Source organism: Butyrivibrio sp. FC2001 (assembly GCF_000424125.1).
GTDB lineage: Bacteria > Bacillota > Clostridia > Lachnospirales > Lachnospiraceae > Butyrivibrio.
The window spans coordinates 116158-132838 of sequence record NZ_AUJH01000016.1; the positions used below are offsets into that span (position 1 = coordinate 116158).

16 protein-coding genes are annotated in these 16681 nt (G+C 42.5%); 12 read left to right on the forward strand and 4 right to left on the reverse strand.

All coding sequences use genetic code 11. The annotated features are described in order from the left end of the window. Nucleotides 1-2: 2 nt before the first annotated feature. Entirely contained in the window at nt 3-2801 is a 2799-nt protein-coding gene (locus G601_RS0110155; protein ID WP_026665272.1) for an alpha-L-rhamnosidase, read from the forward strand. A 59-nt stretch (nt 2802-2860) separates the two neighbouring features. Here G601_RS0110155 and G601_RS0110160 read toward each other — a convergent pair whose 3' ends face one another. Beyond that, nucleotides 2861-3997: a helix-turn-helix transcriptional regulator gene (locus G601_RS0110160; protein ID WP_026665273.1), complete on the reverse strand. Its 1137-nt coding sequence runs from the start codon at nt 3995-3997 to the stop codon at nt 2861-2863. Between the two features lie 77 nt (nt 3998-4074). After that, complete coding sequence (locus tag G601_RS0110165) at nt 4075-5046, reverse strand: AraC family transcriptional regulator (protein ID WP_026665274.1); 972 nt, start codon at nt 5044-5046, stop codon at nt 4075-4077. A 107-nt stretch (nt 5047-5153) separates the two neighbouring features. On the opposite strand from G601_RS0110165, the gene rhaB reads away from it, so the two are divergent. The 11 genes from rhaB to G601_RS25000 all read left to right on the forward strand — a co-directional run bounded on the left by rhaB (nt 5154) and on the right by G601_RS25000 (nt 15068). Continuing rightward, nucleotides 5154-6602 (forward strand): rhamnulokinase, encoded by a 1449-nt coding sequence (gene rhaB / locus G601_RS0110170; RefSeq protein WP_026493049.1) that lies wholly within the window; start codon nt 5154-5156, stop codon nt 6600-6602. 15 nt (nt 6603-6617) lie between these two features. Further along, the gene (locus G601_RS0110175) at nt 6618-7880 is read left to right on the forward strand and encodes an L-rhamnose isomerase (RefSeq protein ID WP_026665275.1); all 1263 of its coding nucleotides are present in this window, start codon (nt 6618-6620) and stop codon (nt 7878-7880) included. A gap of 44 nt (nt 7881-7924) precedes the next feature. Then, nucleotides 7925-8749, forward strand: a complete 825-nt coding sequence (rhaD, locus tag G601_RS0110180) for a rhamnulose-1-phosphate aldolase (RefSeq protein WP_026492121.1) — start codon at nt 7925-7927, stop codon at nt 8747-8749. Between the two features lie 226 nt (nt 8750-8975). Further along, nucleotides 8976-9629 (forward strand): rhomboid family intramembrane serine protease, encoded by a 654-nt coding sequence (locus G601_RS0110185; protein ID WP_196808858.1) that lies wholly within the window; start codon nt 8976-8978, stop codon nt 9627-9629. A gap of 405 nt (nt 9630-10034) precedes the next feature. Beyond that, a complete protein-coding gene (locus G601_RS0110190; protein ID WP_026665277.1) occupies nt 10035-10505 on the forward strand; it encodes a GNAT family N-acetyltransferase in 471 nt (156 codons plus the stop codon). 25 nt (nt 10506-10530) lie between these two features. Further along, nucleotides 10531-11304: a hypothetical protein gene (locus G601_RS0110195; protein WP_026665278.1), complete on the forward strand. Its 774-nt coding sequence runs from the start codon at nt 10531-10533 to the stop codon at nt 11302-11304. A 45-nt stretch (nt 11305-11349) separates the two neighbouring features. Continuing rightward, the gene (locus G601_RS22835; RefSeq protein ID WP_242834407.1) at nt 11350-12729 is read left to right on the forward strand and encodes a glycoside hydrolase family 53 protein; all 1380 of its coding nucleotides are present in this window, start codon (nt 11350-11352) and stop codon (nt 12727-12729) included. A gap of 28 nt (nt 12730-12757) precedes the next feature. Beyond that, nucleotides 12758-13381: a DUF3267 domain-containing protein gene (locus tag G601_RS0110205; protein ID WP_026665279.1), complete on the forward strand. Its 624-nt coding sequence runs from the start codon at nt 12758-12760 to the stop codon at nt 13379-13381. Nucleotides 13382-13413: 32 nt separating this feature from the next. Continuing rightward, nucleotides 13414-14052, forward strand: a complete 639-nt coding sequence (locus tag G601_RS0110210) for an HAD family hydrolase (RefSeq protein ID WP_242834408.1) — start codon at nt 13414-13416, stop codon at nt 14050-14052. A 22-nt stretch (nt 14053-14074) separates the two neighbouring features. Continuing rightward, complete coding sequence (locus G601_RS0110215; RefSeq protein ID WP_026665281.1) at nt 14075-14416, forward strand: hypothetical protein; 342 nt, start codon at nt 14075-14077, stop codon at nt 14414-14416. 64 nt (nt 14417-14480) lie between these two features. Further along, a complete protein-coding gene (locus tag G601_RS25000; RefSeq protein ID WP_051200948.1) occupies nt 14481-15068 on the forward strand; it encodes a GNAT family N-acetyltransferase in 588 nt (195 codons plus the stop codon). 109 nt (nt 15069-15177) lie between these two features. Here G601_RS25000 and G601_RS26465 read toward each other — a convergent pair whose 3' ends face one another. Both G601_RS26465 and G601_RS0110230 read right to left on the reverse strand, forming a co-directional pair. Beyond that, complete coding sequence (locus tag G601_RS26465; RefSeq protein WP_170832732.1) at nt 15178-15342, reverse strand: hypothetical protein; 165 nt, start codon at nt 15340-15342, stop codon at nt 15178-15180. Between the two features lie 27 nt (nt 15343-15369). Next, entirely contained in the window at nt 15370-16587 is a 1218-nt protein-coding gene (locus G601_RS0110230) for an IS91 family transposase (protein ID WP_081673487.1), read from the reverse strand. Nucleotides 16588-16681: the final 94 nt, after the last annotated feature.

Consider the following 16681-nt stretch of genomic DNA (forward strand, 5'->3'; position numbering starts at 1 on the left):
GAATGAGAATTACCAGAACGAAAATTAATGGCGTGGTTAATCCCTTGGGATTTAGCTTTGAGAAAATAATTGCAGCATGGAATGTGGAGGATACAAAGGCGGTTTCTCTTAAAAATGGAGTGCTTGAGGTTTCTGCTGATGGAGACTTTTCACAGATTTTATATAAAAAGGAATCAGCTGAGCTCGATCAGACAGGTGAAGTCATTGATATAGAGCTTAGCCCCTGCACCAGATATTTCTGGAGAGTTACTGTCGCAGGCGACAACGGTGAAACTGCCACATCTGATATTCAGTGGTTCGAGACAGGTAAGATGGAAGAGCCCTGGGAAGGAAAATGGATAGCTGCTCCTGAAGGTGAAAAGTGTCATCCCGTATTTTCAAAGAAGCTGTCACTTAAGGATAAGCCTGTCAGCGCAAGGCTCTATGTGAGCTGCCTGGGTGTGTTTGAGGCATATCTTGATGGGGAGAAAGTCGGTAACGAAATCCTCACTCCCTACATCAACGATTATGAGACAGGAATGCAGATTATTGCCTTCGATGTTACTGAGCAGATAAAGGCTGATAGCAATCTCAGTATTCAGGTTGCGAAGGGCTGGTATATGAGTAACTTCGGCCTTGAGGGTGGACACAACTTCGGTGACAGAATGGCTGCTATTGCAGAGCTTCAGGTTACCTATGCTGATGGCAGCAATGAGGTTATTGGCACAGACAGTTCATGGAAGGTTTCTAAAAATGATGTGACAGATTCCGGTATCTATTATGGTGAGGACCTGGACAGAACAGCAGGTATCAACGAAATCGGTAATGCGGTAGAAATAGAAACAGGCAAAAAGCTTCTTGATAGATACAGCATTCCGGTTGTGGTTAAAGAGGTTCTTGAGGCAAAGGATATAATCCACACTCCCGCAGGTGAGACTGTAGTTGACTTTGGGCAGAACCACGCCGGCATCATGGAGATAGATGCAGATTTTCCTGCAGGAACAAAGCTCACTGTTTCCTGCGGTGAGATTTTGGTTAAGGGGAATTTCTTTAATGAGAATTACCGCGAGGCACGCTCACAGTTTGTATATGTTTCTGATGGAAGAAAGGAAACAGTGCATCCCAGGTTTACCTTCTTTGGATACAGGTATCTGAAAATCGAGGGATGGCCGGAGTCGATAGAACTTACGACTGATAAGATCCGTTCAAAGGTTCTCTATTCAGATATGGAGAGAACAGGCTTTATAGAGACCAGTAATGCAAAGATAAACAGATTATATGAGAACTGCATTTGGGGACAGAAGTCCAATTTTTTGGACATGCCCACAGACTGTCCTCAGCGAAATGAGCGCCTTGGTTGGACCGGAGACGCTCAGGTATTTTCACAGACAGCAAGCTACAACATGGATACGAGAGCTTTTTATAAAAAGTTCCTTAGAGACCTTGCCCTTGATGCAAAGCGTCATGATGGCGGAGTTGCAAGCTTCCTTCCAAACACAGCAGGCAATCTTGCGGGAGTAGGAAGTGTCTGGTCAGATGTGAGCACGATAATACCTGAGACTCTGTACAATACCTATGGCTCAGCCGCAGATATCGAAGAGCACTATGAGATGATGAAGGGCTGGGTAGAGTACATGCACCGCAACGACATGGAGCATGGAGACAACGGAACCTTTTCACTTCCTTTCCAGTTCGGAGACTGGCTTGGCCTTGATGGAATTACCGAGAAGAGTTTTAAAGGCGGAACAAATGATGATTATCTTGCCTGTGTTTATTACTACAGATCCACAATGATAACGGCCAGGATGGCAGAACTTCTTGGTAAAAAGGAGGATGCTGAAGGATATGCCGTCTTGGCTGCTAAGGTTAAGAAGGCGATTTTACATGAGTACTTCACACCTTCAGGAAGACTCTCCTGTGATACACAGGCTGCGTATGTAGTAGCGCTCGCATTTGATATCTTTGTAGACAGAAATAAGCTGATAGAACAGTTTGAGGACAGACTTAAGAGAGACTGCTATCAGATAAAATGCGGTTTTGTTGGAGCGCCGCTCCTTTGCATAACCCTCGCTAAGATTGACAGAATGGACCTTGCTTATCACTTCCTGTTTAACGAGGGCTTCCCCGGATGGCTCTATAGCGTAGATCTCGGAGCTACCACAATTTGGGAGAGATGGAATTCAGTTATGCCTGACGGTACACTTTGTAAGGACGGCATGAATTCCTTAAATCACTATTCCTACGGAACTATAGTGCAGTTTATGTATGAATACATAGGAGGCATAAGACCTGCTACTCCAGGATTTAAGAAGGCTGTTATAGCTCCAAAGCCAAGCATGAGATTCAGATTCTTTAAAACTGAGATGACTACTGCTGCAGGAAAATATGTATCAGATTGGAAAATTGCAGAGGATGGAATTTTCACACTTAAGGTTGAGGTTCCCTTTAACGCAGAGGCTACGGTCACACTGCCACGTTTTTCAAGAGACAGATTGTGTGTAGATGGTCTTGTCGATTCTGAAATAAAGGATGATGGTACAGTTACTCTCACAGCAGGAAGCTATGAGATAAGCTATATGCCATCAAGGGATTACAGATGTGTATATGGCCCCGAAACCCGCCTTGGCGAGCTCGCAGGAGATGAGGAGATCATGAAGCTTCTTGAAAAAGAACTTCCTGCCGCTTATGGGATGATCAAGGGTGGTGATAAGGAAAATGCAAATCGCACACTGAGCGAACTCCCCTTCCTGTTCTTCCTCGGAATTAACCCCGATGCCGCAAAGCCAGTAATTGAAAAAATATGTAATACCATGAGATGGTAATATGCTGAAAAAACCTCACTCCACTGGGATGTATCCTGTGGGTGAGGTTTTTTATAATATCAAGCTTTTTCGCCGCTTTCTGATTGGAATGGTATGAAGGGGCTTTCTTTTTTGTTGTGTTTTCTGTAGTCCGCGGGGGAGATACCGAAGGTCTGTCTGAAGACTCTGGAAAAATGGTCAGCGCTGTTATAGCCTGTCTCCTCTGCAATCTCGCCAATTTTTTGATTGGTGTTTAGAAGGAGATTCTGAGCATCCCTCATGCGCAGATTCTTTATGAGCTCGGTGTAATTTTTGCCTGTGTTCTGCTTTATCAGTGTACTTAGATGAGTCTCGCTGTAATGGAAGAATTCCGCAAGAGCCGCCAGGGTCAGGGTTTGATAGTTGTGCTGAATGTACTGCAGTACCAGTGAGAAATCGGAGCCCAGCTCATAGTTGTAGAAGGCGATGGTCTTACTGTAGTTTCTCAGAAGGTTAGTGAAAAACAGATTTATGAGTGCGACACTGCAGCTGTTGCTGTACTCATCTGGATTTTCTGACTCTATGAGAAGCTTTCTTAAAAAAATCCGGCACTCCATGTTGTTGCCTGTAAAGAGCATCAGATAGTTACTTTGGTCATCATCTCTTAGAATCTTTCTGAAAAAGCCTGATACAAGATCCTGATGACTCATCAGGGAAACGAAGGTGCTCTCGAAGGTGCTTTTTCTGATACAAATGGTATAAACGATGGAGGTTTCGTCCTCGATAACAAGGTCATGGTTGGAGCCGGGGGCAACAATGCAGACTTCTCCCTCATGCATGATGTGCTCGGTATTTTCAAAGATGAAATGGGCTTCTCCCTTAACCACAAAATCCATTTCAAAGTAATTGTGTCTGTGCGGATATCTTCTGGTGAGACGTGGATGGCGTATGGTGAAAACGTCATAGAACTGAGGAATGATTTTTTCTTCTCCAACCTCGGTATGGACAGGGGTGTTGAGTGTGAAATTGAGAGGAATGTTATCAACAACCCTGTCAAAATCATCATCATTCATAGCCATGGCATCTTCGGGGATATGCACGCGGGTAGGCGTTTTATCGAGAAGACCTTTTTCCTCCATGCGCTGGATCATTTCGATAAACTGAAGCTTTGATCCTGTGCGCTTGTAGTAGGCGTTCATTTCTTTCTGGAATTTTCCGTAGGTTGTATATGCTTGCATAATATTCTCCGGTGTTGTTTTGTTGTTTGTTGTAGTGGACCAGGAACTCCGTCCCGTAGGACCTTTTTGGATGGTGGCTAGTGTCTTGCTGCGTTTAGCTTTTTGTATTCTCTTGGTGAGCAGCCATATTTTTCTGAGAACTTTCTATAAAAATATGCGCTGTTTTCGTAGCCGATCGCTTCGATGATCTTCTCGGTTGTGAGAGTTGTATTCTCGAGGTAATAGGTTGCCTGCTGAAGCTTTCTGGTCTGAAGAAGCTGCTTGAAATTACTACCGGTGTTGCTTTTAAGAAGTCTGCTCAGGTAAGCAGTGGAGTAGCCTGTGTTTGCAGACAGTTCCTCAAGGGTACCGTTTTTATAATTGTGATCTATGTATTCCAGGGCCTTGATGGTGACCTGCTGGGACTTAGTGCTCATGTCCTTAAGTGTATCAGAGGAGAGAGCAGACAGGTTCATCAAAATCAGATCCATTGTGGAATTGACTATCTGATTCATGCCACTTGAATCGGAGGTCAGAGTCCAGATCAGATTCTCGAGGAGGTTCTCAACAGTGATCATACCCTTCGTGTGATAGAGGAGATAATCGCTGTATCTTTTCTTCTCAGACAGAGACGAAATTATGAAATCCCGCAGAATGTTCTCTCTGTCATAGGCAATATCATTTCGCGAGAAAAATTCCGGCAGGATTATGATATTTACGGCGATATCATCTCTGCCACAGGCCATGATCTCGTGCTTCGCATGGCGGTTCATAAGAAGGATGTCCCCTTCTGTAAGAAACAGGGTGTCGCCATCCACGATTTTCGTAGTGAGCTGGCCCTTTACCATCACCACCATCTCTATGTAGTTATGTCTGTGAACTGGAAAATAGGCAAATCTTGTGTGTGGCCTGATGGCGATGTATTTGCCTTTTTCCAAAAGTCTTGCACTGTCCACGATAAATTCATCTTCTGAAGTGTACAGCTCCTTTGATATGTCAGATTTTCCATTTAAGAGCTGCTCTTCTTCAGGAGTGAGTGCACTGATTTTTTCTAATATTTCTTCTCTCATAATCTATGTCAAATAAGGTTCTATTTTAACTAAAGTGACGTTCTAGTTTACAACTCAAATATCCACTATTATAGCATCGTTAGTAATAAATGTATTGGAGTTTCGATATGAATAAATATTTTCTTGCAATTGATATCGGTGCATCAAGCGGACGCCACATCATCGGATGGGTGGAAAATGGGCGAATGCAGCTAAAAGAGGTGCACCGGTTTGAAAACAGACAATTACAAAAGAATGGTCACCTTATCTGGGACATGGACAATCTCTGGAAGGGAATAATTGATGGACTTAAGGCCTGTAAAAAAGAGGGGATGATCCCTGAAACCGTGGGCATTGACACCTGGGCGGTGGACTATGTGCTTTTGGATGCAGACGGGGAACTGATCGGCGATGCCGTGGCATACAGGGATGGCAGAACTGAAGGAGTTGATAGCGAGGTGTATAAGCTCGTTCCGGAGGAAGAACTCTACAGAAGGACAGGAATACAGAAACAGCCTTTCAACACGATTTATCAGCTGATGGCTTTGAAAAAAGAAAAGCCGGAGGAGCTTGAAAAAGCAGAGAGTCTTTTGATGATTCCTGACTATTTCGGCTATAAACTTACCGGCGTGAAAAAGCAGGAATATACAAATGCCACAAGCACAGGTCTTGTAAATGCGAAGGATAAAACCTGGGATATAGAGATTATAAGAAGACTTGGTTTTCCTGAAAGATTATTCGGGGAGCTGTCAGTTCCGGGAACTGTTGTTGGAACTTTTAGCGAGGAGATATCTAAGGAAGTTGGATTTACTTCAACAGTGATCTTACCTGCGACACATGATACAGGCTCAGCATTTCTTGCGGTTCCTGCAAGGGAAGACCGGTCGGTATTTTTATCAAGCGGAACCTGGAGTCTTCTTGGTATTGAAAACGAAGAGCCCATAACAACTGACAAAGCCAGGGCGGAGAATCTTACAAACGAAGGCGGTGCTTTTTCCAGATACAGATTTCTCAAAAACATCATGGGACTGTGGATAATTCAGTCCATAAGGCGTGAGCTTAACGGAACTGAATATGTGGAGGGTGTAAAGAGTAAGTACTGCACAGGCAGAACCTACAGCTTCCCGGATCTCATAGATGAGGCGAGAAAGAGTGAGGGTTTTGAGTCATTCATTGATGTTAATGATGAGGCGTTTCTTGCTCCGGTCAGTATGATCGATGCGATCAAGGACTATTGCAGGGAAAACGGTTGTCCGATACCTGGGACAGTTGGTGAGATTATGCAGATGGTTTACAGGAGCCTTGCAAAAAGCTACGAGGTGGCTGTAAGAGAAATTTCCGAGATAACAGGAAAACGCATGACTTCCCTTCATGTGATCGGAGGCGGATGTCAGGATGCGTATCTTAATGAACTGACGGCAAAGGCCACAGGGCTTCCGGTTTTTGCAGGCCCTATCGAAGGAACGGCAGTTGGTAATCTGGTAATTCAGATGATTGCAGGAGGTGTTTTTACGGATCTGTCAGAAGCAAGAAATTGTATTTTTGAGAGCTTTGATGTTAAGAAATTTGGAATTTAATGGGAGGAAAAACAAATGAGTTATACAGAAGCAAAAGAAAAATATGCAGCGCTTGGAATTGATACAGAGAAGGCGATTGAGAAGCTTAAGGAGGCTGAGATTTCCCTTCATTGCTGGCAGGGAGATGACGTAAGAGGCTTTGATACAGATCCTGATAAGCCCCTGACAGGTGGAATCCAGACCACCGGTAATTACCCCGGAAGAGCGAGAACTCCCGAGGAGCTCATGGCTGATATTGATGAAGTGTTAAAGCTTATTCCAGGAAAAGCGAAGATGAACCTTCACGCAAGCTACGCCATTTTTGATGATGAAAATGGTGGTTGGGTTGACAGAGATAAGCTGGAGCCAAAGCACTTTAAGAAGTGGGTGGATTTTTGCAAGGAAAGAAAGCTTGGCTGTGATTTTAACCCCACATTTTTCTCGCATCCCAAGTGTGACCCTCTGACATTATCATCACCTGATGAAGAGACCAGAAAGTTCTGGATCGAGCACGGTAAGGCATGCATCAGGATTTCACAGTATCTTGCTAAGGAGCTTGGTGAAACCTGTGTTATGAACATCTGGACAGGTGATGGTTTCAAGGATATTCCTGCTGATCGCAAGGGACCAAGAGACAGATACAAGGATTCCATTGAGCAGATTCTTTCAGAGCCCTTCGATTTTGACAAGGTAAAGCCCTGCGTGGAGTCCAAGGTGTTTGGTATTGGTGTTGAGTCTTACACAGTTGGAAGCGCTGAGTTTGCGCTCTCCTTTGCGGCTACTCATTCTGACAAGTGTATTCCGCTCATGGATAACGGACACTATCATCCGACAGAGGTAGTAAGTGATAAGATACCTGCACTTTTATCATTTTTCCCGAACATCGCGCTTCACATCACAAGACCTGTTCGCTGGGATTCAGACCATGTAGTTTTATTTGATGATGAGACAAAAGAGATTGCTAAAGAGATTGTTCGCTGCGGCGGCCTTCATGGTTCGGTTTTCATGGCACTTGATTACTTCGACGCTTCTATAAACAGAATAGGCGCTTGGGTGACAGGATTTAGAAACACAGAAAAGGCACTTCTTAATGCACTTCTTACACCTCATGATGAGCTTAGAGATTTGCAGGATAAATCGAACTTCACCAGGCTGATGATTCAGCAGGAAGAGCTTAAGACCATGCCCTTTGGTGATGTATGGAATGAGTATTGCAGACGCTGCGGCGCACCCGTCGACGGTGAGTGGTATGGCGAAATTGAGCGATATGAAAATGAAGTTTTGGCAAAGAGAGCTTAAGTGAGTATTAGTTTTAAGATAAATATGTTAGGAGTGATTTTTAAATGAGAGTTTTAGATGCAGAATTTACAAAGGGTTTCATACGAATGGCAAATGATGGCTGGGAGCAGGGCTGGCATGAGAGGAATGGCGGAAACCTTTCCTATAGAATGAAGCCTGAAGAGGTGGCAGAGATCCAGGATGATCTTAAAGCAGGAGACTGGCAGCCTATCGGAACTACAGTACCGGAGCTTGCAGGTGAGTTTTTCATGGTGACAGGCTCAGGTAAATATTTTAGAAATGTGATCATTAACCCTGAGGATAGTCTTTGCGTTATTGAGCTGGATGATGCAGGTGAGAATTACCGTATCATGTGGGGACTTGTTAATGGCGGCAAGCCCACATCTGAGCTCCCTTCACATCTTATGAACCATGAGGTGAAAAAGCGTGTAACAGGTGGGAAGTACAGAGTTATTTACCATGCGCACACCACTAACACTATTGCACTTACTTTCGTGCTTCCGCTTACTGACGAGGCTTTCACAAGAGAGCTTTGGGAAATGGCTACGGAGTGCCCTGTGGTATTCCCTGACGGAATAGGCGTAGTGCCGTGGATGGTTCCCGGTGGGAGAGAGATTGCAGTAGAGACCAGCAGGCTTATGGAAAAATATGATGTCGCTATCTGGGCACATCATGGAATGTTTGCAGCAGGAGAGGATTTTGACCTTACCTTCGGTCTTATGCACACAGTCGAGAAGTCTGCTGAGATTCTTGTAAAGACGCTGTCTATGACCGGAACAAAGAGACAGACCATTACTCCTGATGAGTTCAGACATCTTGCAAAGGATTTTGGAGTGTCACTTCCTGAGAGATTCCTTTTCGAAAAGTAATAGAAATACTATTTAATAGAAAAAAGCTATTTGACAGAAAAAATGCTGTTAAATGGCTTTTTTTCTGATATATTAGAACTATATTTTTTCAGGAGGAATACGGTATGTTACCTACAGTAGAGCTTTGTTGATGTGACAAGGTGCTACGGCATCATGGAAGGATACTTAAGCGCGCGAAGGAATTGCTTGAAGCTATGTGAGGGGGCTAACCTGACCTTATATATTATTGAGGAAGGATAAAAGTTTGGGGACAAGATTGCGGGGAACAAGAATTCTTACAACATTTTTTATTATCATAATGATTGCAGTATTCTTAATTAATTTGCTTATATCATCACAGTGCAATCGCTTTTGGGTCGCTATTTCAGGCGGCGGTAATTTAACGGAATATCTGCAATTATCCAGGGAAGATGTTTTTGGGAAAATGCAGTTGTACAGGCTTGCTACTTATGGATTTTTGCAGACATCTATTATTCATCTGCTGGCGAATATAATTGCCCTATGGTATATAGGGGGATTTTTTGAAGAATATGTTGGCAGGCTGAAATATATCATTGTAATTACTCTTGGTCTGATTATTCCAGGAATACTTCTTTTGCTTATATATCCCAATGCTCATATATATGGAGCATCTCCGGCAATATATACCTGCATTGGAATGCTTGTTAACCAGGCACTTAGACATAAGGATTTATCTCGGTTGTTTAAATGCCAGAGTGGATATAGATACATTGTTGGATATTTCTTTTTGGGAAATCTTCCGGGAGTATGCACTTTGGTTTTCCATTTTCTGGGATTTGTTGTCGGTCTGATTCTTGGTTTTGCACCTATTCATTATATTTCTGAGAAATCAGACAGGTTAGAAAAAATACGAGCTTGAGTATCGGTTTCTCCACCGCGATGGGTTCAACCATGTAAGGCTATTAAAGGGGTCTAGACGTAATTTGGATATAATCGTAGTAATGGATTCAACCAGTTTATGATATTTTGAAAGGATAGATGTAAGGTCTTGGTATAAAAGTTGACGTAATTACGTTTGCGGTACGCCGATATACCTTTATACAAGAATTCTGACTGAAAAAAGTAGGCAGAAAATAAGATTAGTATGATTAGAAGTGATGAGCGAGCATGAAAAGTTCAGTCAGTTTTCTGAGGAGATCTAATTCCGGTGTAAAGGAAAGAAAAATAGTAGTCTGTTATCCGTGAAGTGGTACGTCAATATGACCTGACATGGAAGTTCTGGTTGAACTGGCACTTATATAGAGGTATAACAAGGGGGTAAAAAATGAGCATTGAATACAAAAAGCTTACAGAGGCGGAATTAGAGACCTTCATTGATATGAGAATTACTCAATTGACGGAAGAGTATGTAGTGTCAGGGAGAGAAGTACCTAAGTACGTTGACTTAAAAACTGCGTTGTTCGACTTTTATCACAGGCATATGGCTGATGGGACATTTGTTTCATGGCTTGCTATGGACGGGGATAAGATAATTGGAACAAGTGGAATGTCATTTGTTGAAAAACCGCCGTACTTTACATGTCCGACTGGAAAGCTTGGCCTTCTCTCAAGTATGTATACGAATCCTGATTATAGGAGAAAAGGGATAGCGAAGGAACTGCTTAGTCGTGTCGTAGAGGAAGCAAGAGCGTATGGGTGTGGTGCAGTTCACATCACTGCTTCAGATATGGGCGTGAAGCTATACACAGCATTTGGATTTAAACACAACGGTAATTTTATGATGTACAATTTATAGGACAGTAGAAGAGAGGTGTTTTTACTTGAATTATTTTGTTGAGGGTTTACAGGGAAGCGGAAAGAGCACGCTTGTAAATAGATTGTCAGAGAAAAATCAGGATTATAAGGCTATATGTGAAGGAGAGTATTCTCCGGTTGAGCTCGCATGGTGTGCATATGTCAATAAAGAGACATATGAAGAGATTCTGAAAAAGTACAATGATATCAGTGATGAGATTAAGGAGAAAAGCTTCAAAGAAGATGATCATATGATTATCTGCTACACGAAGATTCTCACTGACATTGTGGGATTCCATAAGGATCTTGAGCAGTATGAAATCTATAACGGCAGGCAGGAGTTTGAAGCTTTTAAGGATATTGTTTTTCGCAGATTTAGAAATTGGGATGGTGATAAGTATATATTTGAATGTTCCATTTTCCAAAACATTGTCGAAGACATGATTCTCTATCGGAATATGTCAGATCAGGAGATAATAGATTTTTACAAAGAGCTGGCAGACATTATCAAAGATAAGGATTTACGAATAATATATCTAAAGACAGAAAATATTTCCGAGAGCATCGGAGTCATAAGGAAAGAGCGTTCTGACGAACACGGAAATGAAATGTGGTTTCCTCTTATGACTCAATATTTTGATGAATCACCTTATGCCAAAAGTAATGGGGTGAGCGGTGTGGAGGAATTATTCAAGCATTTCGCCCACAGACAGGAGCTGGAGCTTCGCATTTGCAGAGAGATTTTTGGGGATAAGGTAACATTGTTGGAATCAAAGGGGTATTCGGATGATGAGTTCTGATTTTATTAAGCACTATGAGCAAGATTCCAACGGTTGGGAGAAGTAATGAAAAAGAGTAAATTGCCATTTCTTATTAGTATGGCATTAGCATCGATATTCTGTTTTTCAGGATGTTCGCAGAAAGTGGAAACACCTGCTGCTCCTGAAGAAAAGCTGCAGCAAAATGTTTCTGATAAAACAATAGAGGATAGTGCTTCAATTGCCCAATCAGAGAACGCTGAAGCGGAGCCAGAAGAACCACAGACTGAAGCCCCCCAGGAGGAAGTTGAAACCTGGAAAACACCTATAGAAGGACTCTCAGATGACTTTATCTTTGGCATGGATGCATCATCACTGCTGGTTGAAGAAAATAGCGGAGTGAAGTTCTATAACGAAGATGGCGCAGAGCAGGATGCATTGAAAACCTTTGCAGATGCAGGAATCAACTATGTAAGACTTCGCGTATGGAATGACCCTTACGATGAGAATGGTAATGGCTATGGCGGCGGTAATAATGATCTTGCTACTGCAATAACACTTGGTAAGAGGGCCACTGCCTATGGCATGAAGGTCTGCATAGATTTTCATTATTCTGATTTCTGGGCGGATCCAAAACGCCAGCATGTGCCAAAAGCGTGGGAAGGAATGAGCATAGAAGAAAAAAGCTCAGCATTATATGATTTCACAAAGGAAAGTATGATTCAGCTCCTGGATTCTGGAGTTGATGTAGGCATGATACAGATTGGTAATGAAATCAATTATGGAATGTCCGGCGAGACCAAGCCTGAAAACATCATTACGCTTTTAAAGGCCGGGAGTAAAGCAATACGTGAGGTCTCTGCAGATTATGGAAAAGATATTTCCATAGTAGTTCACTATACAAGAATAACCGACAAAGCGGATGTGCTTAACCTTGTATCAAAGCTTATAGAAAATGAGCTCGATTTTGATATGGTTGGAATGTCATACTATCCATTCTGGGATGGCAGTATGGATAATATGAGCCGTGTCCTGGAACTTATACAGGAGCGCTATGGCAAGAAGGTATTCCTTGCTGAAACGTCATATGCCTATACAACTAAGGACGGAGATGGCTCCGGAAATAGTTTCAATTCCGGAGATAAAGTGGATGGATATGAGATATCAGTAGAGGGACAGGCGACGATCCTTCATGATATCTGTGAGCATGTAAATGATGTTGGCGGGCTTGGTATCGTCTACTGGGAAGGAGCATGGATTCCGGTTGGACCTGCCGGCGCAGACAATTCCAGTATTTGGGAGAAATATGGCAGTGGATGGGCCAGCAGCTATGCCTCAGACTACGACCCTGAGGACGCCGCTCTTTATTATGGCGGATGCTCCTGGGATAATCAGGCATTCTTTGATTTTGACGGCCACCCGTTGGAATCTATCAACGTATTTAAGTACATGAAAGAGGGGAAATAATATTTAAAGGTAACAAAAAGGAGGACGTATGAAAAACGAGGAAAGAATTCTCTCTGAAAAGGAAAAGAAGAGACTGGAAAGATTTGAGAAAATCTGCGAGGAGATGAAGCAGCAGGAGTATTCTCAGAAGAACCTGACAATAGACATAAATAAGGCGACCATTCTATCAGTGGGTTTGATGCTGATATTATTTAGCGTGGGAAGTGTGATTTTCTATGCAGTTAACCGTAAGTTTGATTTCTTTAACTTTCAGGTTCTTCCATTTTTTGTCAGCTTTGTGATTCTTATATTCATCCATGAGATGATCCATGGGGCCTGCTGGGTTATTTTTGCACCGGGTAGCTTTAAGGATATAGAGTTTGGAATTATGAAGCCCTCTTTTTCTCCTTATTGTACATGTCTTGTTCCTGTGAAAAAATGGCAGTATCTGGTTGGCGTTATGATGCCGGGACTTGTACTTGGAGTGATACCGTTCATTGTCTCTATTCTTATGGCTAATCAGGTCGTTATGTTCATGTCATGTGCTATGATCGCGGTGGCAGCAGGGGATATGATGATCTTCAGAAATATTGCCAGATACAAAAGTAGCGCAAAAGATATTGTTTATATTGATCATCCGACTGATGCAGGCGGAGTGATATTTGAAAGATAAGAGAGGACATTGTTCCTTTTGGGAGGTTGTTGATGATGGATAAAAAGACTCTTCGGGAAAATGTCCAGTGGCTCTTTTTTGATGTGGGCTCAACACTGGTGAGCGAAGAAAAGCCATTTTTACATAGGCTTCATGAGATAGCAGAAGCGGTAAATGAGCCCTTTGAAGTAATAGAGGACAAGGTCCTTAAGATATATAAGGAAAAGAAAAAGGCAGAGCACGTTCTGATTAAGGAATACGGAATAGAAAGACCTCAGTGGCACACAGAAGAAGAGGAGCTGTATCCTGAATCCTATGATTGTCTGGAGCGACTTAGCAAGAACTACAAGATCGGTGTCATAGCTAATCAGGTACCTGGAACTGTAGCCAGATTAGAGAATCATGGTGTTTTGAAATTCATAGATATTGTCATAGCTTCTGCTGAGGAAGGCGTCGAGAAGCCTGATAAGAAGATATTTGAAATCGCTTTGTCACGTGCAAAGTGTAAGCCTGAGAATGCGGTTATGATCGGAGACAGAGTAGATAACGACATAGTTCCCGCCAAGAGAATGGGGATGAAAACTGTTCGCGTAATGCAGGGTATGTGGAAATACTGGGAAACCGACGGAGAGGAAGAGCAGGCTGACTACGAGGTCAATGACTTAAGCGAAGTTGTGGGATTATTTGAGTAAATTGTTTGGGAGTTAATTAGTAATGAAAAAGAAAATTGCGGGTTTTATATATCTTGTTGGAGTTTTTGTTGTTTTCTATCTGCTTACAAAGGCAATTGTTGGCGGGAACACTGTGAAGTTCCCGGATTCCATGATTCCTTTTACGGAATTTGAAAGGTATTCAGTTTTTCTTGGACTGGTATGCATTCCTATGATTGTCAGCTGCTTTTTATTTATCAAGGCATATGCCATTAAGACAATAAAGACAAGATTACTTGTCTTTATTCCCGGCATTATTACAGCAATTCCCTTTGTTTATGGAGTAGGGCTGATTATAGTTATGCTTGTACTTGGAGTGAAGGACGCAGCGGGCTTTAGTGCCTGATGTAGCTGCTGTTTTTGTATAATCTATATATCGATGAAACTAAGTTTAGGAGGATTCCAAAGCAATGAAACTTTTTAAACTTGATGCTGCGCAGCTTAAGCGTATCTATAATGAACGACTCATTTTTGATTTCCCGGAAAACGAACAGAAGCCTCTTGATATAATTGAGGAAGCAATAGCTAAAGACATATATGAGTGCCTGGGGCTTATGGACGAGGATAACATAATAGGTTATGCTTTTCTCGCGAAAAAGAATAAGAATTATCTCCTGGATTTTCTGGCAGTTTATCCGGAGAAGAGGAATTCAGGAGTTGGCGGAAAAATACTTCAGTTATTGGCGGAATACCTTGAGGATGCCGATAATGTCGTCCTGGAAATTGAGGATCCTGACCTGACAGATGACAGTGAAGAAAAGAAGCTTCAGACGAGAAGAAAGGGGTTTTATCTGCGTAATGGCTGCCGGGATACAGGGCTGAGAATAGCGTGCTTTGGTGTTCCATTTCAGCTACTGTTTCTTGGGAAAAACAAAACAGACAACCTGGATGAAATAAAGGAAACGTACCTTGGGTTTTACAAAATGATATTCTCACAGGAAATGCTTGAAAATAATATCAGCGATTTTTCGCATGTAGACACTAAAAGCCTCACATGATTGAGGCTTTTTTTTTATTTAATAGGAAATTTCGCCTTGGCGGCGAAACCTTGAATTAAAAGGCCCGGCAAGACCGGGCCACGCAAAGCGGAGGTATATTGGCTATAAATTACCAATCTACCTCGTCAAAGAATTCGTCATCTTCGTGCATAAAGTAATCCATGTCGAGAAGGTCTTCATCGTCCATCTCGCGGATTTCGTTCGCCGACATGCCTTCCGGCGGATTTTGGATGTATTTCTCTCTAAGCTTTGCTATTAGTTCTTTACTAGCCATGGCTGTTCCTCCTGTAGCATGATTTTATCATGCACAGGAATACGAGGGAACACTGCCGATTTTTGAAGATGGAGCTCTGCTCTTGGGACGGCATTTTCCCATTGCTTTTTCATATAGGGCTTCGAGAGAAACACGTTTGTGGTTAAAGTGCAATTCAAGAAATTTCATGGTTCTGGTGCACTTGGGACAACTCAATGGATCATATCCGAATGCTGACAGGATACCTGAACGCCATTGAAGGAATGATTTAAAGAATGGTTTTTTAGATGGATGAATCAGCTGGTAAAGCTTTTTGTCTGATTCTCTATGACGGCCATACACACCATAGTAACGTATCATTTTAAAGTCTTTTTCGGGTATGTGCTGGATAAGACGTTTGATGAATTCCATGGAAGGTATGGTCTCGGTGACAAGGACTTCGTCCTCATGTCTGTTGTAGTGGAAAGTGACAGTATCATGCTCTTTATCATAAGAGTCAATCCTTGAGAGGCCGATTACTGGACGACCAAGGTAGCGACCTATATATTTAGCCACTGTGTGCCTGTCAGCAAGGGTGGGTTTTGCGTAGATATAGAAACCATCTTTTTGATTTTTGTATGAGAGGGCTTTTTCTTTTTTGAACAATGCTTTCTTCTTGGGATCAGTAATACGGGCTTCCATTAGATTAAGCAGAGCTGTTTGAAAAGCATGGCGTAAGTAGTGGTAATTAAAGTGATTGACTCTGCGCCAAAAACCAGTGTCGCCTACACCACCTTCAGATATGAGGCAGTGGATATGAGGATTCCATTCTAAAGGACGACCAAATGTATGAAGAACCAGAATGTAACCAGGTGTGAAGCTCTGACTCTTGTTGATTTTGTAGAACATACGGTTAATAACACTGCTGACAGCTTCGAAAAGACAGTTAAGAAGGTCGCGGTCTTCGAGAAAGTAATGTCGTAATTCTTTTGATATGGTGAATACGCAGTGTCTGTGCTGGCAGTTTATGAGCTTGAAGGACATAGCCTGAGCACGTTTCTGTGAATACATGGCACCACATGTAGGACAGAATCTTGAATGACAACGAAAGGGAATGAATTTGAGAGTACCACAATCAGGGCAGCCGTACATGGCGCCGCCATAGGCAGGATCTCCGCAATTGAGCATCTTATCGATGTTTTCAATTTCAGTTTTGCGGGGGTGAAGAGTATATTGAATTTCTTCGTAATGATCGCGGAACAGATTTTGTAGTATGTTTCGTTTCATAAAAATCATTATGAATGAGTTGAGGCAAAAAACAACCCCCACCCCTCATGATTGAGGGGCAGGGGAGCTGAAGTGCCGCAGGCACTTTTTTATG